This window comes from Streptomyces sp. V4I2, assembly GCF_030817655.1.
GTDB lineage: Bacteria > Actinomycetota > Actinomycetes > Streptomycetales > Streptomycetaceae > Streptomyces > Streptomyces plumbiresistens.
Genome location: NZ_JAUSZM010000003.1, coordinates 1,004,916 through 1,027,468, shown reverse-complemented (window position 1 = coordinate 1,027,468; position 22,553 = coordinate 1,004,916). Strand labels below are relative to the sequence as shown.

At 71.0% G+C, this 22,553-nt stretch carries 25 protein-coding genes; 13 read left to right on the top strand and 12 right to left on the bottom strand.

Going from position 1 to position 22,553, the window contains the following annotated elements; all coding sequences use genetic code 11:
* Nucleotides 1-38: 38 nt before the first annotated feature.
* Together urtA and QFZ76_RS05685 are read right to left on the bottom strand one after the other, a co-directional pair.
* On the bottom strand, nt 39-1,295 hold the full coding sequence (urtA, locus tag QFZ76_RS05690; protein ID WP_307672664.1) for an urea ABC transporter substrate-binding protein: 1,257 nt from the start codon (nt 1,293-1,295) through the stop codon (nt 39-41).
* Between the two features lie 314 nt (nt 1,296-1,609).
* The gene (locus QFZ76_RS05685) at nt 1,610-2,722 is read right to left on the bottom strand and encodes a substrate-binding domain-containing protein (protein ID WP_307672663.1); all 1,113 of its coding nucleotides are present in this window, start codon (nt 2,720-2,722) and stop codon (nt 1,610-1,612) included.
* A gap of 169 nt (nt 2,723-2,891) precedes the next feature.
* Here QFZ76_RS05685 and QFZ76_RS05680 point away from each other — a divergent pair, with 169 nt between their 5' ends.
* Nucleotides 2,892-3,338, top strand: coding sequence for a MarR family winged helix-turn-helix transcriptional regulator (locus QFZ76_RS05680; RefSeq protein WP_307672662.1), 447 nt, complete (start codon nt 2,892-2,894; stop codon nt 3,336-3,338).
* A gap of 20 nt (nt 3,339-3,358) precedes the next feature.
* On the opposite strand, the gene QFZ76_RS05675 is transcribed toward QFZ76_RS05680, so the two are convergent.
* Complete coding sequence (locus QFZ76_RS05675) at nt 3,359-4,222, bottom strand: class I SAM-dependent methyltransferase (protein WP_307672661.1); 864 nt, start codon at nt 4,220-4,222, stop codon at nt 3,359-3,361.
* A 228-nt stretch (nt 4,223-4,450) separates the two neighbouring features.
* Here QFZ76_RS05675 and QFZ76_RS05670 point away from each other — a divergent pair, with 228 nt between their 5' ends.
* Together QFZ76_RS05670 and QFZ76_RS05665 are read left to right on the top strand one after the other, a co-directional pair.
* A complete protein-coding gene (locus tag QFZ76_RS05670) occupies nt 4,451-5,332 on the top strand; it encodes a glycoside hydrolase family 19 protein (RefSeq protein ID WP_307672660.1) in 882 nt (293 codons plus the stop codon).
* Nucleotides 5,333-5,396: 64 nt separating this feature from the next.
* Nucleotides 5,397-6,305, top strand: coding sequence for an aldo/keto reductase (locus QFZ76_RS05665; protein ID WP_307672659.1), 909 nt, complete (start codon nt 5,397-5,399; stop codon nt 6,303-6,305).
* Between the two features lie 5 nt (nt 6,306-6,310).
* On the opposite strand, the gene QFZ76_RS05660 is transcribed toward QFZ76_RS05665, so the two are convergent.
* Nucleotides 6,311-6,769 (bottom strand): pyridoxamine 5'-phosphate oxidase family protein, encoded by a 459-nt coding sequence (locus QFZ76_RS05660; RefSeq protein ID WP_307672658.1) that lies wholly within the window; start codon nt 6,767-6,769, stop codon nt 6,311-6,313.
* Between the two features lie 152 nt (nt 6,770-6,921).
* Between QFZ76_RS05660 and QFZ76_RS05655 the strand changes: the two genes are divergently transcribed.
* Nucleotides 6,922-7,572 carry a 1,4-alpha-glucan branching protein gene (locus tag QFZ76_RS05655; protein WP_307672657.1) on the top strand — a complete coding sequence of 217 codons (651 nt, stop codon included), beginning with the start codon at nt 6,922-6,924 and terminating at the stop codon, nt 7,570-7,572.
* A gap of 21 nt (nt 7,573-7,593) precedes the next feature.
* Here QFZ76_RS05655 and QFZ76_RS05650 read toward each other — a convergent pair whose 3' ends face one another.
* Nucleotides 7,594-8,301 carry a dienelactone hydrolase family protein gene (locus QFZ76_RS05650; protein ID WP_307672656.1) on the bottom strand — a complete coding sequence of 236 codons (708 nt, stop codon included), beginning with the start codon at nt 8,299-8,301 and terminating at the stop codon, nt 7,594-7,596.
* Between the two features lie 169 nt (nt 8,302-8,470).
* Here QFZ76_RS05650 and QFZ76_RS05645 point away from each other — a divergent pair, with 169 nt between their 5' ends.
* Nucleotides 8,471-8,869, top strand: a complete 399-nt coding sequence (locus QFZ76_RS05645) for a VOC family protein (RefSeq protein WP_307672655.1) — start codon at nt 8,471-8,473, stop codon at nt 8,867-8,869.
* Between the two features lie 22 nt (nt 8,870-8,891).
* Nucleotides 8,892-9,962, top strand: coding sequence for an adenosine deaminase (locus QFZ76_RS05640; protein WP_307672654.1), 1,071 nt, complete (start codon nt 8,892-8,894; stop codon nt 9,960-9,962).
* Here the strand turns inward: QFZ76_RS05640 and QFZ76_RS05635 are convergent.
* A complete protein-coding gene (locus QFZ76_RS05635; protein WP_266445779.1) occupies nt 9,944-10,459 on the bottom strand; it encodes a DUF664 domain-containing protein in 516 nt (171 codons plus the stop codon). The two genes, QFZ76_RS05640 and QFZ76_RS05635, sit on opposite strands and share 19 nt — an antisense overlap.
* A 28-nt stretch (nt 10,460-10,487) precedes the next feature.
* Nucleotides 10,488-11,372, bottom strand: a complete 885-nt coding sequence (locus QFZ76_RS05630; protein WP_307672653.1) for a LysR substrate-binding domain-containing protein — start codon at nt 11,370-11,372, stop codon at nt 10,488-10,490.
* Between the two features lie 128 nt (nt 11,373-11,500).
* On the opposite strand from QFZ76_RS05630, the gene mgrA reads away from it, so the two are divergent.
* The gene (gene mgrA / locus QFZ76_RS05625; RefSeq protein WP_307679936.1) at nt 11,501-12,496 is read left to right on the top strand and encodes an L-glyceraldehyde 3-phosphate reductase; all 996 of its coding nucleotides are present in this window, start codon (nt 11,501-11,503) and stop codon (nt 12,494-12,496) included.
* Here mgrA and QFZ76_RS05620 read toward each other — a convergent pair.
* A complete protein-coding gene (locus tag QFZ76_RS05620) occupies nt 12,486-12,773 on the bottom strand; it encodes a DUF1905 domain-containing protein (RefSeq protein ID WP_307672652.1) in 288 nt (95 codons plus the stop codon). The two genes, mgrA and QFZ76_RS05620, sit on opposite strands and share 11 nt — an antisense overlap.
* 73 nt (nt 12,774-12,846) lie before the next feature.
* Entirely contained in the window at nt 12,847-13,224 is a 378-nt protein-coding gene (locus QFZ76_RS05615; RefSeq protein WP_307672651.1) for a nuclear transport factor 2 family protein, read from the bottom strand.
* Nucleotides 13,225-13,490: 266 nt separating this feature from the next.
* Here QFZ76_RS05615 and QFZ76_RS05610 point away from each other — a divergent pair, with 266 nt between their 5' ends.
* The 4 genes from QFZ76_RS05610 to QFZ76_RS05595 are packed head-to-tail and all read left to right on the top strand — an operon-like array spanning nt 13,491 to nt 17,808.
* On the top strand, nt 13,491-13,901 hold the full coding sequence (locus tag QFZ76_RS05610) for a hypothetical protein (protein ID WP_307672650.1): 411 nt from the start codon (nt 13,491-13,493) through the stop codon (nt 13,899-13,901).
* Between the two features lie 46 nt (nt 13,902-13,947).
* A complete protein-coding gene (locus QFZ76_RS05605; RefSeq protein WP_307672649.1) occupies nt 13,948-16,287 on the top strand; it encodes an FHA domain-containing protein in 2,340 nt (779 codons plus the stop codon).
* An 8-nt stretch (nt 16,288-16,295) separates the two neighbouring features.
* Nucleotides 16,296-16,841 carry a hypothetical protein gene (locus tag QFZ76_RS05600; protein ID WP_307672648.1) on the top strand — a complete coding sequence of 182 codons (546 nt, stop codon included), beginning with the start codon at nt 16,296-16,298 and terminating at the stop codon, nt 16,839-16,841.
* Nucleotides 16,831-17,808, top strand: a complete 978-nt coding sequence (locus QFZ76_RS05595; protein WP_307672647.1) for a serine/threonine-protein kinase — start codon at nt 16,831-16,833, stop codon at nt 17,806-17,808. Before QFZ76_RS05600 ends, QFZ76_RS05595 begins: the two co-directional genes overlap by 11 nt.
* A gap of 4 nt (nt 17,809-17,812) precedes the next feature.
* Here the strand turns inward: QFZ76_RS05595 and QFZ76_RS05590 are convergent, their stop codons facing one another.
* Together QFZ76_RS05590 and QFZ76_RS05585 are read right to left on the bottom strand one after the other, a co-directional pair.
* Nucleotides 17,813-18,226: a nuclear transport factor 2 family protein gene (locus QFZ76_RS05590; RefSeq protein WP_307672646.1), complete on the bottom strand. Its 414-nt coding sequence runs from the start codon at nt 18,224-18,226 to the stop codon at nt 17,813-17,815.
* A gap of 43 nt (nt 18,227-18,269) precedes the next feature.
* Entirely contained in the window at nt 18,270-19,550 is a 1,281-nt protein-coding gene (locus QFZ76_RS05585) for a streptophobe family protein (protein WP_307672645.1), read from the bottom strand.
* Between the two features lie 161 nt (nt 19,551-19,711).
* Here QFZ76_RS05585 and QFZ76_RS05580 point away from each other — a divergent pair, with 161 nt between their 5' ends.
* Together QFZ76_RS05580 and QFZ76_RS05575 are read left to right on the top strand one after the other, a co-directional pair.
* Nucleotides 19,712-20,878 (top strand): DUF6777 domain-containing protein, encoded by a 1,167-nt coding sequence (locus tag QFZ76_RS05580; RefSeq protein WP_307672644.1) that lies wholly within the window; start codon nt 19,712-19,714, stop codon nt 20,876-20,878.
* A 168-nt stretch (nt 20,879-21,046) separates the two neighbouring features.
* On the top strand, nt 21,047-21,502 hold the full coding sequence (locus tag QFZ76_RS05575) for an ATP-binding protein (protein ID WP_307672643.1): 456 nt from the start codon (nt 21,047-21,049) through the stop codon (nt 21,500-21,502).
* A gap of 99 nt (nt 21,503-21,601) precedes the next feature.
* Here the strand turns inward: QFZ76_RS05575 and QFZ76_RS05570 are convergent, their stop codons facing one another.
* Nucleotides 21,602-22,492: an RNA polymerase sigma factor SigF gene (locus QFZ76_RS05570; RefSeq protein WP_307672642.1), complete on the bottom strand. Its 891-nt coding sequence runs from the start codon at nt 22,490-22,492 to the stop codon at nt 21,602-21,604.
* Nucleotides 22,493-22,553: the final 61 nt, after the last annotated feature.

Below are 22,553 nucleotides of genomic sequence, written 5' to 3'. Positions count from 1 at the left end.
GGGGGCCCCGGCGTCCGAGGCCCCCGCGTGACGAGCGGTCAGGACAGGCCGGCGGCCCAGGGGTAGCCCTTGAGGAACGGGTCCGGCTTGATGGGCTTTCCGGAGTCCCACACCTGCTCGATCAGACCGTCGCTGCCGACCTTGCCGATCCGGGCGGTCTTGTAGATGTGCTGCGAGGCACCGTCCACGGTGACCAGGCCCTCGGGCGCGTCGAAGGTGATGCCGTCGGAGGCGGCCTTCACCTTCTCCGGGTCGAAGGACTTCGCCTTCTCGACCATCGCCTTCCACAGGTAGACCGAGGTGTACGCGGCCTCCATCGGGTCACTGGTCGGCTTGTCCGCGCCGTACTTGGCCTTGTACGCCTTCACGAACGTGGTGTTCGCGGCGCCCGGGGTGGTCTGGTAGTAGTTCCAGGCCGTCAACTGCCCTTCCAGGTACTGCGTTCCGATCGACTTGACCTCTTCCTCGGCGATCGACACCGAGACGACCGGCATGGTCGCGGCGCTGAGCCCGGCGGACTTGTACTCCTTGAAGAAGGCCACGTTCGAGTCGCCGTTGAGGGTGTTGAAGACGGCGTCCGCCTTCGACGCCTTCACCTTGTTGGCGATCGTGCTGAACTCCGTGGAGCCCAGCGGCGCGTAGTCCTCGCCGAGGATCGTCATGCCGTTGGCCTTCGCGTACGCCTTGATCTCCTTGTTGGCGGTCCGCGGGAAGACGTAGTCGCTGCCGACCAGGTAGAGCTTCTTCTTGCCCTGGCTCTTGAGGTAGTCGAGGGCCGGGATGATCTGCTGGTTCGTCGTGGCGCCGGTGTAGAAGATGTACGGCGACTCCTCCAGGCCCTCGTACTGCACGGGGTAGAAGAGCAGCGACTTGTTCTTCTCGAACACCGGCTTGACGGCCTTGCGGCTGGCGGAGGTCCAGCAGCCGAAGGTGGCCGCGACGCCGTCCTCCTTGATCAGCTTGGTGGCCTTCTCGGCGAAGGTCGGCCAGTCGGAGGCGCCGTCCTCGCTGATCGGCTTGATCTTCTTGCCGAGGACACCGCCCTTGGCGTTGATCTCCGCGATGGCGAGCTGGAGCGAATTGCGTACGGTCACCTCGCTGATCGCCATGGTGCCGGAGAGCGAGTTGAGCAGGCCGACCTTGACCGTGTCACCGCTTGAGTCGATCTTCGCGGCCTTGTCGGACGAGCCTGCCGCGTCGGTCTTCGCGCCGCACGCGGAGAGCGCCACGACGGCGGCGAGCGCCGCGGTACCGGCCAGAAGCCGACGCCGGTGAATGCTGGGAACGCTGGACAAAAGAACCTCCTTGTCCCGGGGAGGACAACTGAAAGGGAAGGAATCAGCAGCCCTTCAGTCGCGGTGGTGACGCGAGCGTCCAGCTTTCCCCTGGTGGCGTACCGGCTGGTTCCCTGAAGTGCGGTCCACAGCCTCAAGTCAGCCTGTTGCCGTTGCGTTTCGCGTGACTTACCCGGCTGTATCTTCCGGCTCTCCGCAGGAAACGAAACGGGACACAAAAAAACCTCGGGCCGCATTCCTCACCGGAATTCACACGTCGCCCGAGGCATTCTAATTACTTCCTGCGTGAAGTATCTCGGTGGGGTAGGTACATGTCAAGGGCGGGCGGGGTCGAGGTCGAGCTGGGTGAGGACGTCGAAGTCCACGCCGTCCGCCCGGGCGAGGTAGATCCGCTGTCGCACATGGCTGCCCCGCAGCCGCAACAGTCCCCGCGGTCCCTCGTAGGACACGGAGTCGGCCGCCGCGCCGATCGCCGCCACGTCCAGCGTGCGGGCGCGGGCGATGAGCGCGGCGAGCAACAGCACGCCCTCGTAACAGGATTCGCCGAGGCTGCCCGCGGCCGGCGCCTCGACGCCGAACCGCCCGGCGTACTGGCCGTGGAAGTCGAGGGTGTCCTGGTTCGCCAGGGAGGCGAAGAACCCGGCGGTGCTGTAGAGGTCCGCCGTGGCCGTGGGGCCGCTGGCCATCAGCATGTTCTCGTCCATGAGCGTGCTCAGCCTCAGACAGCACTGGTCGAGCCCGGCGGCGGCGAACGCCCGGTTGAAGCGCACCGCGTCACTGCCCACCAGGAGCATCAGGACGGCATCCGCCTGAGACTCCTCGATGCGGCGCAGCACCGCGTCGAACTCGTGGGTGCCCAGCGGGAGATAGGCCTGGCCGCAGATATCGCCACCGGACTCGCGCGCGTAGGCGCGGGCGGCCCGCGCGGTGCGGCGCGGCCACACATAGTCGTTGCCGACCACGAACCAGCGCCGCACCCTGCGCTCACCCGCCAACAGGCGCATCGCCGGGCGGAGTTGGTCGTCGGGTGTCTCGCTGGTCAGGAAGACGCCCGTGGTGTGCTCGCCGCCCTCGTACAGCGCGGTGTAGACGTACGGCACACGGTGCGCGATCCGCGGGGCCAGCGCCTGGCGTACCGAGGAGATGTGCCAGCCGGTGACGCCCTGGACGACGCCCAGCTCCACCAGGGCCTCGACCCGGTCGGCGATCTCCTGCGGCTCGGCGCCGCCGTCGACCGGCAGGAGCCGCAGTTCCTTGCCGAGCACCCCGCCCGCGTGGTTGATCTCCTCCGCGGCCAGCCGCGCGCACAGTTCACAGGCCGGCCCGAAGATCCCCGCCGCTCCCTGCATCGGGAACACCAGTGCCACGCTGATCGCTGAGTCGTCGACTGTGAACCAGTCGAGCGGGTGGGGATCGAGCTCGAGCATGCGGTCATGATTCCGGGTCGGCCCGGTGAACTCCAGCCCGTCTCGTGGACCGGTCGTGAGGGTCTCTGGGGTCGGTGGGGGTGAGGGAGCGGGGGGAGGCGCGGGAAGCGGGCGGCTCTTTGGGGAGCGGCACTTGTACGATGACCGGACCCCGGGACCGAGGAGAAGGATGCCCACCCCACCTCCGCGCCAGCCCCAGGATCTGATGCAGCTGTTGACGCGGGCCGAACGACTGGCCGCGCGGAGGCTTCAGACCGTCCTCGACGAGGACGGCTGCTCGCTCGATTCCTGGCGGGTGCTGGCCCTGCTCGCAGACGGCGAGGGGCACAACATGACGGCGGTGGCCGGAGCGGTGTTCCTGCCGCCGCCGACGCTCACCAAGCTGGTCGACCACCTCGTCGACCAGAACCTCGTCTACCGGCGGGTGGACCCCCTGGACCGCCGCCGCATCCTCGCCCACCTCACCCCGCGCGGCCAGAGCTACTGGCGGCGCATCAGCCGCGAGGTGCGCGAGCGCTGGCCGGTCATGAACAACGGCGACGACGAACTGCTGCGCGGCCTGCTGGAGCGGCTGGTCGACACCCTCGACGGGGCGTCGGCGGAGTCCGCTCGCTGATCGCCGACCGCACGCGTCACCTACGTAGGTGAAGGTTCTGGGCCCGTACGCAGGTGAAGGTCCGGGCCCGCTGGTTCCGTGCCGGCGGCGGGCCTGCGACCGCGGACCGCCCAGGCGCGGGCCGCTAGCTCGATCGTTCCGTCCGGACCGGTCCGCACCGCCTCCCGCAGGGTCTCCCGCAGCCGGGCTCGCACGTCCGGCGACAGCGCTGCCACGTAACCGGGAGCCGGGCCCTGGCCTGCCAGGAACGGCTCCCACAGATCGGCGAACCCGGCGAAGCGGGTCGGGACCTCGATCGGGGCGACGGCCGTCTCCACCAGCCCTGCCCCACTCCACAGCTCCCGCAGCGGCTCCGGGCCGCACAGCGGGAACCGGCCACCCTCCTCCAGCGCCCCGGCCGACGGATCCACCGCGATCGCGGCATCCCAGAAGCGGCGCAGGAACCCCATGCCTTCGGCGTAGTCCCACACATACGCGGCGACCAGCCCGCCCGGCCGCACCGCCCGGGCCGCCTCGGCCACCGCGCTGCCCGGCTCGGGCAGGAAGTTCAGGACGAGTCCGCTGACGGCCACGTCGAACACGGCGTCGGGCACCGGCAGCGACTGTGCGTCCGCCCGGGCGAAGCGCGCCGGTGCGGAGACGGCAGCCCGGGCCGTGGCCACGAACCCGGGGGACGGCTCCAACCCCAGCAGCGTCCGGGGGCGGCAGCGGGCGGCCACCGCCTGCGTCAACGCCCCCGAGCCGCAGCCCACGTCCAGCCACCGCAGACCGGCCTCGCAGCCGAGCCAGGACACGAACCGGGCCGCGACCAGCCGGCTCCACCGGCCCATGTACCGCTCGTAGGCATCACCGGCGGCCCACACGTCGACCTGCTGCTCGCTCATCTCCTCACCTTCTCCGACCGAGCCCCGACCCGCCATTCCCCGCGCCCCACGTGAGTTGACTGGTCTACACCCTTGACTGGTACAGACCAAAGGAGTTGAGTGTGCCACCACCACCCCCCACCACGGCCGCGCCCACGCCGTGCCGGGCCGACCGGCACGTGCGCTCAAGGCCCGGCTCCGCCCTGCCCTTGTCCGGGTGCGGCCGTGCTCCGCAAAGGAGTTGATCCTGTGTCGAGACGCCGTATCTCCGCCGTGGTCGCCGCTCTCGTCCTCGGCGGCGCTGTGCCGGTCCTGCTGCCGGCCTCGCCCGCGTCCGCCGCCGCCTGCTCGAGCTATCCGAGCTGGGTGGCGGGAAAGTCGTACGTCACCGGCAACGTCGTGCGGTACACCGACGGCAAGGCCTACATCGCCGAACACGACAACCCGGGCTACGACCCGACCATCAGCACCTGGTACTGGGAGCCGTACGCCTGCGACAGCGGCTCCGTCGCCACCTTCGTGGTGAGCGAGGCCCAGTTCAACCAGATGTTCCCGAGCCGGAACCCGTTCTACACGTACAGCGGCCTGACCGCCGCCCTCAGTGCCTACCCCGGCTTCGCCAACACCGGCAGTGACACGGTGAAGAAGCAGGAGGCGGCCGCCTTCCTCGCCAACGTCAGCCACGAGACGGGCGGGTTGGTGCACGTGGTCGAGCAGAACACCGCCAACTACCCGCACTACTGCGACTGGAGCCGGCCCTACGGCTGTCCGGCCGGGCAGGCCGCCTACTACGGGCGCGGCCCGATCCAGCTCAGCTGGAACTTCAACTACAAGGCCGCGGGCGACGCCCTGGGGATAGACCTGCTCAACAACCCCTGGCTGGTGCAGAACGACGCGGCCGTCGCCTGGAAGACGGCCCTGTGGTACTGGAACACCCAGAGCGGCCCCGGCACCATGACCCCGCACAACGCCATGGTCAACAGCGCCGGCTTCGGCCAGACGATCCGCAGCATCAACGGCTCCCTGGAGTGCGACGGCAAGAACCCGGCGCAGGTGCAGAGCCGGGTGACCAAGTACCAGCAGTTCACCCAGATCCTCGGGGTGTCGCCGGGCGGCAATCTGTACTGCTGAGGTGCCGTAAAGGAGTTCGTAAAGTGCATACGGCGGTGTGCCGCCCGTGTGCCAGACTCCGCCGATGACCTCCGAAACGATCGTCGCGGACGCCGCGGGCACCTGGAAACTCGGCGACCTCACCGTCAACCGCATCGGCTTCGGCGCGATGCGGTTGACGGGCAGCGCCGCCTTCCACCATGGGACGCCCAGCGACCGTGAACGCTCGATCGCCGTCCTGCGCAAGGCGGTCGAGCTCGGTGTGAACCACATCGACACGGCCGCCTTCTACTTCTCCGCCCTGCGCTCCGCCAACGAACTCATCAACAGCGCGCTGTCGCCGTACGCCGACGACCTGGTCGTGGTCACCAAGGTCGGTCCGTTCCGCCACTGCTCGGGGGAGTGGAGCACCTCGGCCCCCCGCCCCGACGCACTGCGCGGCCACGTCGAGGAGAACCTGCGCCAGCTCGGCCGCGACCACCTCGACGTCGTCAACCTCCGCCGCACCGGGCAGGATTCGATCGCCGAGCACTTCGGTGCCCTCGCCGACCTTCGCGCGGAGGGCCTGATCCGGCACCTCGGCATCTCCGGCATCGAGCCCCGGCATCTGGCCGAGGCGCAGGCTGTCGCGCCGGTGGTGTGCGTGCAGAACCGGTTCGGACTCGACTCCCACGACCCCGCCACCGACGAAGTGCTGCGGCTGTGCGGCGAACAGGGCATCGCCTTCGTGCCGTTCTTCGCCGTCGCGGGCGACGCCGGTCCCATGGGCGCGACCACCCACCACGAGGACGCGGTGCTCGCCGTCGCCCGGGCCCACGACGCGACCCCCGCCCAGGTCAGAATCGCCTGGACCCTGCACCAAGGCCCGCACGTGCTGGCCATCCCGGGCACCGGCAACCCGGACCACCTAGCCGAGAACGTGACCGCGGGCGCGATCCGCCTCACCGACGACGAGCTGGCCACGCTCAACGCGCTGCACCAAAAGGCCGGTTGACCGGCTCAGGCAACCCACACGCCGTCGCGCATCACATGCCGCCCGCGCAACTCATGCTCCCCGTGCCAGGACTGCACGGCGTACGGCAGGATGCGGAAGAACGCGTACGACGCGCTGTCCGCGCGCGGATCCCAGCCCGTCCTCGCCGCGAACGCGTCGGCGGCCGAGCCCGGCACCTCCCGCCCCTCGAACGTCCGCACCTCCCCGTCGAGAAGGACCACATCCTGGGTGTCGCCGAACGCCAGCCGGGCCCGGCCGCCGTCGCGGAGATTGCGCCCGGTGGGATTGGTGAGCCGCGTGGACACCCAGACGGCCTCGCCGTCCCAGACGAACCACAGCGCAACCAGACACGGCAGCCCGTCGGAGCCCGCCGACGCCACCCACACGTCCAACTCCCGTTCCAGACGGGCCAGTACGTCACGCTTGCGCTGCTCGGTGGTGCGGGGCGGCTCGGTGATCTTCATGCCGGGGACGGTACCCGCCCGCCCCTCTCGCCGCCTCGGGCCGGAGACCTAGGCCCGCTTTCCGGATCTCGTCGGGTGACCGTCCGCCCGGTGCCGCGCCGGTGGCAGAGTGTGGAGGCCCGCATCCGAGCAACGGAAAGAGAGCCTTCGGCATGGCCGTCATCCACCGCACCACCCTCAAGCCGACCAAGCTCGAACTGCTCACCGCCTGGCTGCCCACCCGCCCCTGGTACTCCGGCGGTCCCGGCGACCCTGAGCTGACCAAGGTCGGCGGGTTCCGCCTCGACGATCCGGAGGGCGAGGTCGGCATCGAGTTCATGGTGGTCACCGACACGTCCGCCACCCACCCGGTCACCTATCTGGTGCCGCTCACCTATCGCGGCGCCCCGCTCGACGGGGCGGAGGACGCCCTCGTGGGCACCATGGAGCACGGGGTCCTGGGGCAGCGGTGGGCCTACGACGGCTGCCACGACCCGGTGCTGGTGGCCGAGTTGCTCGCCCTGATCGAGGGCCGCGCGCAGGCCCAGGCCCAGAGCATCAACGACACGCCCGACCCGGACGTCATCCGCTCCTGCGCGGGCGCAGTCCCCGCCCCTTCGGCCGCCCTCACCGTCACCGACACCGACGAGGGCACCGAACTGTCCCTGCCGGAGGGCGCGACGCTCCGCCTGCACCGGGTCCTGCACCCCGCCCCGGACGACGCGCCCCTCCCACCGCAGGGCGCGACCGGACACGTCGCCGCCCCGTGGACCACGCCGGACGGGGCACGCCCACAGGGACTGTTCGCCGTCCTGTACCCGTAGAGCGGTTCAGTCAGGAGCGGTTCAGCCCAACTGCTCGTGCAGGAACGGCACGGTGCTTCGCCAGGCGCGGTCCGCCGACTCGGCGTGGTAGACCGGGCGGCCGTCGTTGAAGAAGGCGTGGTCGGCCGGGTAGCGGCGGAAGTCGGGGGTCACCCCCGACTGCCGCTGAATGGCCTCGGCCAACCGGTCGACGGTCTGGGCCGGGATGCTCTGGTCGAGTTCGCCGAAGTGCCCGAGCACCTGCGCCTTGAGCCCCGTGAAGTCGGGCAGCTCGCCCTGAATGACGCCATAGAACGGCACGGCGGCGCTCACCCGAGGATCGGCCGCGGCCAGGTACAGCACGAAGCCGCCGCCCATGCAGAAGCCGACCGCGCCGACCGTGTCGGAGGTGACCTCGGGCAGCGACAGCAGATGGTCGACGGCGCCGGACAGCAGCTCGACACCGCGCGACACCGGGAGGGCCTGCATCATCCGCAGGGCCTCCTGGCTCTCGTGGGCCACATTGCCGCCGTAGAGATCGGGGGCGAGGGCGACGAAACCCTCCCGTGCGAGCCGGTCGGCTATGTCGGCGATGTGGTCGGTCAGACCCCACCACTCCTGGATGACGATGACGCCCGGTCCGCGCCCGGACGGCGGCAGTGCCAGATAGCCGTGCGCGGTGGTCCCGCCACTGGGGAACGTGACGTTCTGACGGGCCGGGGCACCGGTCGACTTCGGCAGTTCGGTCATGGCACTCGACTCCTGTGCGGCAGTTCGTGGGTGGGGGCGCAGCCCCCGACGTGATCTCCAGCCTGTCATGCACCGACCGGGCCGCATCGACGCCCCCTCCCGGCTGACTGGCGCACGCGACGTTTTACGTATAACCTCTCGCGTCAATCACCCCTCCGGAAAGGCCCCGATGAGACGCATCGCCCTGGTCACGCTCGTCGTCGACGACTACGACGAGGCGATCCGCTTCTACACCGAGGCCCTCGGTTTCCGGCTCGTCGAGGACACCCCGCGCCCCGACGGCTCCCGCTGGGTCGTCGTACGGCCGGGCGCTCATCAGGACGGCACCGATCTGCTGCTGGCCCGCGCCAAGGACGAGGGCCAGCGCGCCCGCGTCGGCGACCAGACCGGCGGGCGCGTCGGCTTCTTCCTGCACACCGACGACTTCGCCCGCGACCACGCCCGCATGCTCGCCGCCGGCGTGACCTTCCTGGAGGCCCCGCGCCACGAGCCGTACGGCTCGGTCGCGGTCTTCCAGGACCTGTACGGAAACCGCTGGGACCTGCTTCAGCCCACCATCACCGCCTGAGCCCGAGAAAGACACACCGCACATGACCGCGCCCCGCATCGACACCGACACCCTCCGCCGGCTGCCCAAGGCCGTGCTGCACGACCACCTCGACGGCGGCCTGCGCCCCGCCACCGTGGTGGAGCTCGCGGACGCGGTCGGCCACACCCTGCCGACCACCGACCCGGACGCCCTGGCCGCCTGGTACTTCGAGGCCGCCAACTCCGGTGACCTGGTCCGCTACATAGCCACCTTCGAGCACACCCTGGCTGTCATGCAGTCCCGCGAGGGTCTGCTGCGCACCGCCGAGGAGTACGTCCTCGACCTCGCCGCGGACGGCGTCGTCTACGGCGAGGTGCGCTACGCCCCCGAGCTGCTGGTCAACGGCGGGCTGGCGCTGCCCGAGGTCGTCGAGACCGTCCAGGAGGGCCTGGCGGCCGGTATGGCGAAGGCGGCGGCCGCGGGCACCCCGGTGCGGGTCGGCACCCTGCTGTGCGGCATGCGGATGTTCGACCGTGTCCGGGAGGCCGCCGACCTGGCCGTCGCCTTCCGCGACGCGGGCGTCGTCGGGTTCGACATCGCCGGCGCCGAGGACGGCTTCCCGCCCGCCGACCACCTGGCCGCCTTCGAGCACCTGCGCGGGGAGAGTGTCCCGTTCACCATCCACGCCGGTGAGGCGCACGGTCTGCCCAGCATCCACCAGGCGCTGCAGGTGTGCGGCGCCCAGCGCATCGGCCACGGCGTCCGCATCACCGACGACATCGTGGACGGCAAGCTCGGCCGTCTCGCGGGCTGGGTGCGCGACCGCCGTATCGCCCTGGAGATGTGCCCGACGTCGAACCTCCAGACCGGCGCGGCCACCTCGATCGCCGAGCACCCGATCACCGAGCTGAAGGACCTCGGCTTCCGGGTCACCCTCAACACCGACAACCGTCTGGTCTCGGGCACGACCATGACCCGCGAGATGTCCCTGCTGGTCCAGGAGGCCGGCTGGACGGTCGAGGACCTGCGCACGGTCACGGTGAACGCCCTCAAGAGCGCGTTCATCCCGTTCGACGAGCGCGAGGCCCTCATCGAGGACGTCGTCCTGCCGGGTTACGCGGCGGCGCTCTGAAGCAGCCCGCGGACATAGGCGGCCTGTCCGACGTGCTCGAGATCGTCGGACAGGACGCTGACCAGCCGTACGCCCAGGGTGACCGGCGGATCCCAGCGCTCGTCCACGATGCGCTCGAAGTCCTTGGCGGCCAGCCCGCGCACGTACCCGAGGGTCTGCTCGTGCACGGCGTCGTAGTACCCGGTCAGCAGGTCGGCGGAGTCGACCCGCACCTTGGCGACCTTCGCCGAACTGTGTCCGTAGCCGGTGTCCAGGCGCGGCAGGTCGAGTCCGAAGCGCTTCTCCCAGCCCTGTGACAACCAGACCTGGTCGAGCCCGGAGGCGTCGGCCACATGGTCGTCCTGGACCCGGGTGAGGTGCCAGACCAGCCAGGCGACGGAGTTGGCGTCGGCGCCGGGGCGGGCGTGGAGATCGTCGGGCCCGAGGCCCTCCACGGCGGCATGGACTTCTTCCTGGATGCGGCTGTACGCGTCGATGAGGATGTCCTTGGCATGCATACGGTCCACCATCGCGCATCCGCGTCCGTCATGCGCCCTCTGTCTCCAGAAGCGTCATCAGCGCCCGTGCCGCCGGGCTGGCCGCCTGTGGGGGCGGCAGCAGAGCGACCGTCTCGTACACCGCCTCGCCGGTGCCCTTCAGCGGCAGGGCGGTGAGGGTCTCCCGCTTGTGCCGGAAGTGCCGAGGTACGACGGCGATGCCGAGGTTCTCGTCCACCAGGTCGAGGAGGCTGTGCACGTCGTTGACCTCGAGCGCGACCGTCCGCCTGACGCCCGCCGCGGCGAACGCGGCGTCGGTGATCCGGCGCGGCCCCCAGTCCGGGTGGAAGTCGACGAAGATCTCGCCGCCGAGCTCGTCCGGCGTCACCGCCGCGCCGGCGGTCGCGAGCCGGTGGCTGGGGTGGCACAGCACGGTCATCGGCTCGCTGGTCAGCGGTACGGAACGCAGCTGGTCGGAGTCCGCCTGCGTACGGACCGCGAAAGCGAGGTCGAGGCGGCCGGCGGCGACCTCCTCGGCGAGCGCCCCCGCCCCCGCCTGCCGCAGCCGGATCTCCACGTCCGGATGCAGCCGCCGGAACGCGGCCAGCAGCCGCGCCACGTGCACGCCCGCGATGCACTGCTCGGTGCCCAGCGCCAGCGTGCCGCGCAGAACGCCCTGCACGGCCGCGACGGCCTCGTGCGCCGACCGCACCTGCGCCAGGATCCGCTCGGCCTCGCCGAGCAGCGCCCGCCCGGCCTCGGTGAGCGTCACCCGCCGGGTCGTCCGGACGAACAGCGGGGTCTGCAGCTCCCGCTCCAGTGCGCGGATGGAGGCGGACAGACCGGACTGCGACACCAGCAGCCGTTCGGCGGCCCGGGTGAAATGCTGGTCCTCGGCGACCGCCACGAAGTGCTGAAGATGGCGTAGTTCCATGATTGAGAAGCTTATCCGCTGAATTCCATCGGATTCTTCTGTTGGACCACTGACCCCAGGTCGCGAAAGAGTGGGCAGCGGTTCTCAGGGAACCTGGTTCCACCGTGCCCAACCCCTCTGGAGTCGCGTTGTACACCGCACACCCCGACCGCTACGCCGACATGCCCTACCGGCGGACCGGCCGCAGCGGACTGAAGCTTCCCGCGCTGTCGCTCGGCCTGTGGCACAACTTCGGCCCGGCGGACCGCACGGTCGAGACGCAGCGGGCCATCCTGCGCCGCGCCTTCGACCTCGGCGTCACCCACTTCGACCTGGCCAACAACTACGGCCCGCCCCCCGGCGCCGCCGAGTCCGCGTTCGGCGAGGCACTGAAGGACGACTTCGCTGCGTACCGCGACGAGCTGGTCATCTCCACCAAGGCCGGCTACCTGATGTGGCCCGGTCCGTACGGCGAATGGGGTTCGCGCAAGTACGTGCTGTCCTCGCTCGACCAGAGCCTGAAGCGGATGGGCCTGGACTACGTCGACATCTTCTACTCGCACCGCCCGGACCCTGAGACTCCCATGGAGGAGACGATGGGCGCCCTGCACTCGGCGGTCCAGCAGGGCAAGGCGCTCTACGTCGGCATCTCCAACTACTCCGCGGAGCAGACCCGTCAGGCCGCCCGCATCCTGGGCGAGCTGGGCACCCCGCTGCTGATCCACCAGCCGCGCTACTCGATGCTCGACCGTCGTCCTGAGGACGAGGGCCTCCTGGACGCACTGGACGAGCTCCAGGTCGGCTCCATCGTGTTCTCCCCGCTGGAGCAGGGCCTGCTGACCGGCCGCTACCTCGACGGCATCCCCGAGGACTCGCGGGCGGCGAGCGACAGCCCGTTCCTGAACTCGGAGGCGGTCACCGAGGACCTGGTGGGCCGGCTGCGCGCCCTCGACGACATCGCCAAGTCCCGCGGTCAGAGCCTCGCCCAGCTGGCCCTGGCCTGGGTGCTGCGCGGCGGCCGGGTGACCTCCGCCCTGGTCGGCGCGAGCAGCCCGCAGCAGCTGGAGGACAGCGTCGGCGCCCTCGCGAACCTGGACTTCGACGCGGACGAACTGGCCCGGATCGACGCGGTGATCAAGCCGTAATCCGCTCTTCGAGCCGCACGGTCACGGTGTCGCCCTCCTCCTTCCCGATCGCCTTGCGCACCTCGGCCTTCACGGGCAGCTTGTGCGTGCCGTCGCCCAGGGCCATGAAGGAGCTGCGGAAGGGGTGCCCGTCGATCGTGCCCCGCACCTTGACCAGCCCTCGGGTGCCGAAGAAGGCGACGGAGTCGGGCCAGACCAGATAGGTCCAGCCGCCCTGCTGCGGACTCCTGCGCAGGACGGCGGTGAATTCCGTGTCCAGCTTTCCGGTCGTACCCATGATGGTCTCCGCTCCTGGTGGTCTTCTCTCAAGAGACCGCCGGGAGCGGAGAAACTCATCGCGGACCGGTCCCTCACGCCCCGGCGGGCACCCGGTCGAGGAAGCCGAGCACGGCCTTGATCCGGCCGTCCGCGTCCAGGACGATCACGTCGGAGCCGGCCACGGGCGCCGAGCCGTCGGTCTCGCTCACCAGTTCCCAGGAGAAGCGCGCCGTGTCGTGGTGCCCGTCCACCGCACCGGCGAGCCGGAAGGCGAAGCCCGGGAACTGCTCGTGGGTCCCGGCGATGACAGCGGCGATCTGCTCGTGACCGCCCGCCTCGCTGAACGGGTCGGTGTAGCCGCCGTCCGCGGTCCAGGCGGCGGCGACCGCTTTGGCCCGCGCCTCGGTCTCCCGGGCGTTCCAGGCCTCGAAGTAGCGGGCGACGGCATTCTCGTATCGGTCTGAGTTCATACCGGAACCATGCCCGGATCGCTCCCGGCGGTCGATTACCCCTCAGGTAATGACGGCGTCACCATGTACTCGTCATTTTTCGGCCAGGAAGGGCCGTGAATATGCCAGGAGACTGGCCAAAAAGTCGTGGTGACAGTGTTTCAGTAGTGAACATACTCGACTGTTAGGGCTTCACATCCAGCGAAGCACCCGTCACGCACAGCACATGAGCCGCATGGAAAGCGAGGCCCGGCCGACAGGCTAGCGAAGTAGCGGGGGAGTGGATCGTGCACGACGAATTCCTGTGCCATGTCACGGGGTACGGCACTTGCGGCGGGCGGCGCATCGGCGTGCCGCTCGGGACCTACCGGGCTCCCACCCTCGCCCTCGCCCTGTGGTGGCTGCGCGACCGCGCCGCCTGGATCGCCGACCGTCTCGACCCCCAGCCGGAGTCCGAGCACTTACCGGCGGGCGCGCTCGTCCCGGTGGCGGACACGGTGCTCGACGTGCCCGCCGTGCTCCGCTCCTGGTGCGGAGACCGGGACCAACAGGCCCTGGTCGCCGACGAGTTGGCCGCGGGGCGGCTGGTGAGGATCGCCGCCAGCGACGACACCACCGAGTACGAACTGCTGGCGGAGTCCGTGGACGCCCTGCGCATGCAGCGGACCGCCTCGACCCTGTTCACGCCCGTGGCCTGACCGGCGACGCCGGGCGCAGACCGGTACTAATCGATAGAATTCCGGTATGGCGCAGCAGCCGGTGGCACCGACGGCGCCCGAACTCGTGGTGGAGACCGAGACCGGCTCCACGGTGATGAGTCCGGGCCACGACTACCACGTCGGTCGCGATCCCCTGTGCGACATCGTCATCGACGACGCCCGGGTCTCCTGGCACCACGCGGTACTGCGGCCCGAGGCCGACCACTGGACCCTCGAGGACGAGAACAGCACCAACGGCACCTACGCCGACGGCCGCCGCGTCCACGAGTGGGGCGTCGGCCCCGGCAGCGTCATCCGCTTCGGCAGCCCCGCCGACGGCCCGTGCGCCGTCCTGGCCGGCCTGCCGCCCCCGGCCCCGGAGCGCCCGTCCGCGGTCTCGAAGCCCGCGCTGACCGGCACCTTCCGGCAGCCGACCAGCGTACGGCCGCTGCCCACCCGCACCGTGCGCATCGGCCGCGCCGAGGACAGCGACCTGGTCATCGACGACCTGGTCGTCTCGCGCCGGCACGCCGAGCTGCGCGCCCTGCCGAACGAGACGTACGAGATCGTCGACCTGGGCAGCCACAACGGCACGTTCCTCAACGGCCTGTCCATCACCCGCGCCCTCGTCCGACCCGGCGACATCGTCGGCATCGGCCACTCGGCGTTCAGCCTGGTCGGCGACCAGCTGCAGGAGTACGTCGACACCGGCGAGGTCTCCCTCGACGTGCAGGACCTCACCGTCGCCGTCGACCGCGGCCGAAAGACCCTGCTCGACCACGTGTCGTTCCCGGTCGGGGAGAAGTGCCTGCTCGCGGTCGTCGGCCCGAGCGGAGCGGGCAAGTCCACGCTCCTCAACGCCCTGACCGGCCAGCGCCCCGCCGACCACGGCACCGTCCTCTACGACGGCCGCGACCTCTACCGCGACTACGCCGAGCTGCGCCAGCGCATCGGCCTCGTCCCGCAGGACGACATCCTGCACGCCCAGCTGACCGTCCGCAGCGCCCTGTCCTACGCCGCCGAACTGCGCTTCCCGCAGGACACCGCCAAGGCCGAGCGCCGGGCCAGGGTCGACGAGGTCATCCGGGAGCTCGGGCTGGAGGAGCGGGCGGGCCAGCCCGTGCACAGCCTCTCGGGCGGCCAGCGCAAGCGGGTCAGCGTGGCCCTGGAACTCCTGACCAAGCCGTCCCTCCTCTTCCTCGACGAGCCGACCTCGGGCCTGGACCCCGGCATGGACCGCTCGGTGATGCACATGCTGCGCGGCCTCGCCGACGACGGCCGCACCGTCATCGTCGTCACCCACAGCGTCCTCAGCCTCGACGTCTGCGACCGGCTCCTCGTGCTCGCGCCCGGCGGGAAGATCGCCTACTACGGCCCGCCCGAGGACGCCCTCGTCTTCTTCGGCTTCGCCGAATGGCCGGAGGCCTTCGAGGCCTTCGAACGGGACCGCGAGCGCGACTGGGCGGAGGAGTTCCGCACCTCCCTGTCCCAGCGCCAGTACGTCCTGGACGCCACCGCACAGCCCCGGCGGCCCCGCGAGGGCCCCGTCCTCATCACGCCCCCGGCCCGGCCCCGCAGCCGCGGCGCTCAGCTCGGCACCCTGGTGCGCCGGTACGCGGCCGCCCTCAGCGCCGACCGCACCTTCCTCGCCATCATGATCGCGCTGCCGTTCGTGATGGGCGCCATGGGCCGGGCCCTGGCCGGCAGCAAGCTGACCCAGGAAACGGCGATGAACGCCCTGCTGATCCTGTGCGTCGGCGGAGTCCTCACCGGCGCGGCCAACGCCGTGCGCGAACTCGTCAAGGAACGCGTGATCTACCAGCGTGAACGGGCGGTCGGCCTGTCCAGATCGGCGTACCTGATGTCCAAGGTCGTCGTCCTCGGCACGATCACCGTGCTGCAGGCCGTGGTGCTGACCCTGGTCGCCCTGCTCGGCGTCGATCTCAACGCGCCCGGCGGCGAAGGCGTGTTGATGCCGCCCCTTGCCGAAATCACCGTCGCCGTCGCCCTGCTGGCGTTCACCGCGATGATGCTCGGCCTGCTGGTCTCGGCGCTGGTGCGCAAGGAAGAGGTGACGATGCCGCTGCTCGTGCTGCTCGCCATCGTCCAGGTGGTCTTCTGCGGCGCCCTGTTGAAGCTCGACGGCGTGCCGGGCCTGGAACAGCTGGCGTGGCTGGTGCCCTCGCGGTGGGCGCTCGGCGCGATGGCCGGCACCGTCGGCCTGGCCCGGATCGTGCCCGGCGAGCTCACCGGCGATCCGCTCTTCGAGCACTCGTCCGGGGTGTGGCTTCTGAACGTGGCCATGCTGGTCGTGCTGTCGGCGGTCTTCGGGTACGTCGTCTCCCGGCTGCTGCGCCGGCGCGAACCCGCCGTGATGCGGAAGTAGGGGCCGCGATGACAACCGTCGGCTTCCGGCCCACCCACGTCGTCCCCCAGAACGGGATGCCCGCCTGGGAGGCCCCCGACCCCGCCCGCCCCACCGTGCCCCTCGACGCGCTGCTGCCGGTGCAGCTCGTCGAGCGACGCGGCGACTGGGGTCACGTCCTGTGCGCCAACGGCTGGTCCGCCTGGGTCGACGGCCGCCACCTGGTCGCCGTACCCCAGGATCCACCGCTCGCCGACGGCCCCCTCACCCGCACCGCCGACCCCCGCCCTCTGCTCACCCGCGCCGAACGGACGCTGGCCCGATACCGGGCCGCCGTCGAGGAACTCGCGGCCGGGGGCCTTGCGGGCGAGGCCTTCCGCGTGCGTACCCGGGGACTGCGGCTCGGCGTCGTCGTGGACGGGGAGTCCATGTGGCTGTACGACGCCGAGGAGGGTCGGTGGGCGTACGCGGACGGGGCACGGCTGAGCACCTATGTCACGGACGACGGGCCCCGAGCCGCCGCCGCGGATCCCGGGCACGCCCCCACCCAGGTCGTGACGCCCGATGGCGCGTGAGGCGAGCCTCTTCTCCGGCCGGCCCTCCGAGCTGATCGGCAGGCAGGTCGCGGGCTACCGCATCGAGCACGAGATCGGCCGGGGCGGCATGGCCGTCGTCTACCGCGCCCGGGACCTGCGCCTGGACCGGACCGTCGCCCTCAAACTGCTCGCCCCCGAACTCGCCCGCAACGACACCTTCCGCCGCCGCTTCACCCACGAGTCCCATGTGGCCGCCGCGATCGATCACCCCAACATCGTGCCGGTCTTCGAGGCGGGCGAGACGGACGGCGTCCTGTACATCGCCATGCGCTACGTCCCCGGCAGCGACCTGCGCCACCTCCTGGACCGCGACGGCCCCCTGCCGCTCGCGACCGCGGTCCGCATCGCCGCCCAGGTCGGGTCCGCGCTGGACGCGGCCCACGAGCACGGCCTCGTCCACCGCGATGTCAAGCCCGGCAACATCCTGGTGGCCCGCGGCACCGACAGCGACCACCCCGAGCACGTCTACCTCACCGACTTCGGCCTGACGAAGAAGTCCCTGTCCCTGACCGGCTTCACCACGGTCGGCCAGTTCGTCGGCACGCTCGACTACGTCGCCCCCGAGCAGATCTCCGGCCGCCCCGTCGACGGCCGCTGCGACGTCTACGGCTTCGCCTGCGTCGTCTACGAGACCCTCGCGGGCCGCCCGCCCTTCCGCCGCGACGACGACATGGCCCTGCTGTGGGCCCACCAGTACGACGAACCGCCCCCGTTGACCGAGTCCCGCTCCGACCTTGCCCCGTACCTCGACACCGTGTTCGCCCAGGCCCTGGCCAAGAGCCCCGACGACCGCTACGACTCCTGCCTCGCCTTCGTCGCGGCCCTGCGCGGCGCCCCGGCGGCCGGCCACCCGCCGACCGAGGTCGACCGGGGTGTCGTGGAACCGGCTCACGACCGGCCGAAGCCGCCGCCGCGCTGGGCCGAGCCGGTCTTCCGGCAGAGGTAGGCGCTCAGCCCTGGCCCAGACCGTTCAGCGGTACGCGCCGCGCCAGCACTCTGCGGTGGGAGATGCGCCAGCCGTCGCCGACCCGCACCACGGTGTCCTCGTACGTCGCGGACCCGCACGAGCCGTCCGCCATGACACCGAGCCCCTTGGACCGGGCCCGCACCCGGTCGTCGGTCGCCTCCTCGATCACCACGTTGGTGATGTGGTGTGCGACGGGATTCGCCGCGCCCTGGGCCAGGGCCGCCTCGGTGAGGGCGGCGAGCCCGGTGAGCCGGCCCTGGCCGAAGTCCGACACGTCGTAGACGACGTCCGGCGTGAAGACCTCGGCCCAGCGGTCCAGTTCCCCGGCGTCTACCAGGTGCCCGTACAGGCTGATCAACTCGGTGACCGCCAGGCGGTCTTCGAGTGCCAGTTTCATGTCCTGCCCTTCTTCGACTGCACGCACCTTCCCATGCCCGACGTCACCGCTGCCGGCCGTTTCCGGCCGCGCCCCGCCGCCGTACCGGCCTGGCCAGCAGCGCGCCCAGGAAGCCGGTGACCAGCCCCCACAGCAGGGCCAGGCCGACCGCCGACCACAGTTCGGGTTTCAGGAACAGGTCGCCGCCCAAGTCGCCGCCCAGGTCGCCGATGCCGAGGACGGACAGGCCGTAGTGCGCGGAGATGCGGCCGACGAGGCAGATCATGAGCACCGTGAGCGCGAGGGCGACCGCCATGTGCACGGCGTGCTGCCAGGCGCGCATCCGGGCCGGTGAGCGGGCCGCCATGACGAAGGCGGCGGCCAGCAGCAGCACGGCGTCCACGACGACGAGCCACCACACCCTGCCGTCGTGCTCGGCGAGCGTGCTCAGATCGAGCGTGGCGGTGTCCGAGGAGCGCAGCACCTCGTCGAGCACGTGCGGCATGGGCAGCCCGAAGGGCCCTTCCACCCGGCCGTTCCAGGTGGCGCCGAGGCCGATCGTGAGGGTGAGCCACACCAGGTTGGGCATGCCGAGCAGGATCACCGCGAGCGTCTCAGGCGCATGGCCCCGCGTCGCCGCGACGACGAGGGCGATGAGGACGCCGAGGACGACGTACGCGAGCAGCAGCACGACCATGGCGTACGCGGCCGGCCGCACCGACGCCTGGAACCGCAGCAGCCGGGCCGGCAGTGGCGCCCCGCGCGAGACCGCCAGGGCCACCACCAGCACTCCCGCCAGCCACAGCAGACCGAAGAACAGGGTCGGGATCACGTCCGTGGTGAAACCGACCTCCGGCGACACACCGAACAGCTCGCCGAGATCGCTCAGCGTGCCCTCCCCGAGGGAGAGCCGGAACGTCTGGCGGGCCGCCAGAGCCAGCCCCAGAAGCGCGAGCAGCCACAGTACGGCGATCCGCGCCGCCCACCCGGCCAGTTCCCCGGCACCCGTGACCGCCCGGTGCCGCAGCGGCCGCAGAAAGCCCGCGCCGAGCGCCAGCGCCCCGACGAGCGTGACCGAGAGCGGAATCACGGTGAGTCCCGCGTTCGTGTCGGCGAGCCCGCCGGCGTTCCCCGACAGCTCGATCGTGCCGCCGACGGCCGTGACGACGGTCGCCGCCACCACCCGGGGGAACGCGTTGTCCGGAAGGTCCGCCGCACCGGCCGCCCACAGCCCCAGCGCGGCGACCACCCCCATGGCGATCAGCGCGCCCAGGACCGTGGCCACCGCCTGCACCCAGCCGTGGCGGGCGAGGACTGCCTGGTCGGAGCGGGTTCGGACACTCACCCTGCCACGCTAAGCAGCGCCCGGGGGACGCGCCTGCCGGGAGGGCCGTCCGCGTCGGCTTGCGGGAGGCACGGGATCGGAGCACACAATGGGGATGTTGCGGAAATCAGCTGCGAAAACCTGATAAAGCCGCTGGAAATCCTCGTAGGGAAGAAGAGCTCGTGAGAGTCGAACCGCCGTCCTCCGGCCGTCCCACAGGACCTCCCTCCGGCCCGCTGTCGGGTCCCTCCCAGCCGCCCTCGGGCCCGCCCTCACAGCCTCCGGGCAGCGGCGGAGCCCACGCGCCGGAACCGGGCCGCCCCTGGTGGCGGTCGGTCCCGCGGGTCGCGATCCTCGCCGCCCTGGTCGTGGCCGCCGTGGTCCTCACCGTCGTCTTCACCCGGTCCGACGGCGGCGGCTCGGCCAAGGGCGGCGAGGTCTTCCTGCAGGCCGCCGGCAAGTCCGGCCCCGACCCCTTCACCGAGTCCACGGCGACGGACAGCTCCGCCCCACCGCTCTCGGCCTCCCCGACCACCGAGTCGGCCCCCGCCAATGCGGTGCGCGGCGTCGACGGCGGGGCTCCCGGCCTCTACGGCGGCACCCGCAAGGTCGCCAGCTGCGACGTGGAGAAGCAGATCACCGCCCTGAAGGGGGCCCCGGAGAAGAACCGGGCGTTCGCCTCTGTCGCCGGCGTCGACCCGGCCGAGGTCCCGGCCCACCTCCGCTCCCTCACCCCCCTGCAACTGCGCATGGACACCCGCGTCACCAACCACGGCTACCGCGACGGCGCCGCGACCAGCTACCAGGCGGTCCTGCAGTCCGGCACCGCCGTCCTCGTCGACGGCCACGGAGTGCCCCGGGTCCGCTGCGCATGCGGCAACCCGCTCACCCCGCCCGTCGCGCAGCAGACCACGCTCCGCCGCACCGGCGACTCCTGGCCGTCGTACCAGCCCTCGAACGTGGTCGTGGTCGCCCCCTCGGCGCGGGTCGTCAACACCTTCGTGGTCTACGACCCCGACCGCGGCGACTGGTTCGCCCGGCACCGCGGCGACACCGGGGAGAAGGACAAGAAGACGGACCCGCCGGCGCGCCACCCCACTCCGTCGGTGAGCGTGTCCACGCCGACGTCCCCGACGACCGGCTCCCCGGAGCCGTGCGTCTCCCTCTCCGCCGGCAGTACGCGGACGCCCACCGGTGATGAGACTCCGTGCCCGGCCACTTCGACGTCGACCGCCCCGTCCTCGCCGTCGAGCTCCGAGCCGCCCACGCTCGACCCGGACACGACCGAGCCGCCGTCGCCCGAGTCCTCGCCTCCGCCGCCCCCTCTGACCTCCGACTCGACGACATAGCCCGCGTCCCTCGGATCGGCTACGACCTTCCCGGCGCTGTGACCCGTCCGGGTTGTTCGACGAGGGCGTAAGCGCCGTCACGGGGGCTGGGGGACTGCGGAGCGCGGCTCGGGGTACGAGCACTGGTGCAGCAGCGTCCGGCCAGTCCGGCTTCCGAGAGAGAAACGCATGATCGAGCATCTGGACGGGGCAGTGGTACCGACTGGTTTCGACGTGCCCGTGGAACCGCTACGGCGGGCGGCGCACTACACGGGCGAACCGGGTTGCATAGCCGAGGCGAGGTCCTTCGCCGCGGGCTTCATCGAGCAGCTCAGGACCGAGTGGTGCGCCGAGGTCGAGAGCCGGGCCGAGGACGCGGTGCTCCTCGTGGTGAGCGAACTGGTCACCAACGCCGACCGGCACAGCAACGGGCCGTACATCCTGGAGCTGGAGGGCACGGACGCGGCGGTGGCGGTGATCGTCTACGACAGCAGCGCCGCGCTGCCCCGGCGTTTCCCCAAGGATCCCGAACGCGTCGGCCGGCACGGCCTGGAGATAGTCCACGTGCTCGCGACCGACCTCGCCTTCGAACGGGTGCCGGTCGGCAAACGCGTACGCGCCGTCGTGGACCTGGGTACGGAGTGACGCACTGGGCCTGAGCCGCCCGTCGCGGGTGCCGCTCCACTCCTGATTCCTGTGATTCCTGCCTGTGGGGCGGCACCCGCTGCGCGGTGTGTGTTCGGGTCAGGCGCAGCCCAGCTCCCCCAGCATGCCCTGGCGCAGCCGCATGATGATCCGCTTGATCAGCCGCGACACATGCATCTGGGAGCAGCCGAGGCGTTCGCCGATCTCCGCCTGGGTGGCCTCCTCCACGAACCGCATGTGGAGGATCTGCCGGTCGCGTTCGCTCAGTTCCGCCATGAGCGGAGCCAGCGACTGGAAGTCCTCCACGAGCCGCAGCCCGTCCTCCTCCACGCCGATGAAGTCGGCGAGGACCGACTCGCCGCCCTCGGGGCCGTCGCCCGTCAGCGCGGCGTCCAAGGAGGAGGAGTTGTAGCCGTTGGAGGCGATCTGCGCCTCGACGACCTCGTTCTCGGCGATGTTCATCAGTGTGGCGAGCTCGGCGACGGTCGGGTCGCGGTCCAGGCGGCTGGCGAGTTCCTCGCGGGCCTTGGCCAGCTCCACGCGCAGCTCCTGGAGCCGGCGCGGCACGTGCACCGCCCAGGTGGTGTCACGGAAGAACCGCTTGATCTCACCCACGATGTAGGGCAGCGCGAACGACGTGAACTCGACCTCACGCGCCAGTTCGAAGCGGTCGATGGCCTTGATCAGACCGATCATCCCGGTCTGGACGATGTCCTCCATGTCGTCCCCGCGGCCGCGGAACCGGCCGGCCGCGAAGCGCACGAGGGACATGTTCATCTCAATGAGGGTGTTCCGTGCGTACTGGTATTCGTGCGTGCCTTCCTCAAGTTCGGTCAGGCGCTGGAAGAACTGGCGGGACAGCTCTCGCGCGTCGCGCGGAGCAACGGTCCGCGGATTCTCGACTCCCGGCAGCGGTCCGTCACCCGTCGTCCTGGTCCCGGCGGTCTCCTCGACGACCTGTGCCTCCGACCGGATCACGGCGGTGTCCATTACCTCTCCCACGAAAGTCACGGCTCGACGTCTGCCTCTTCGGCCTCGGTTGTCTCGGTTC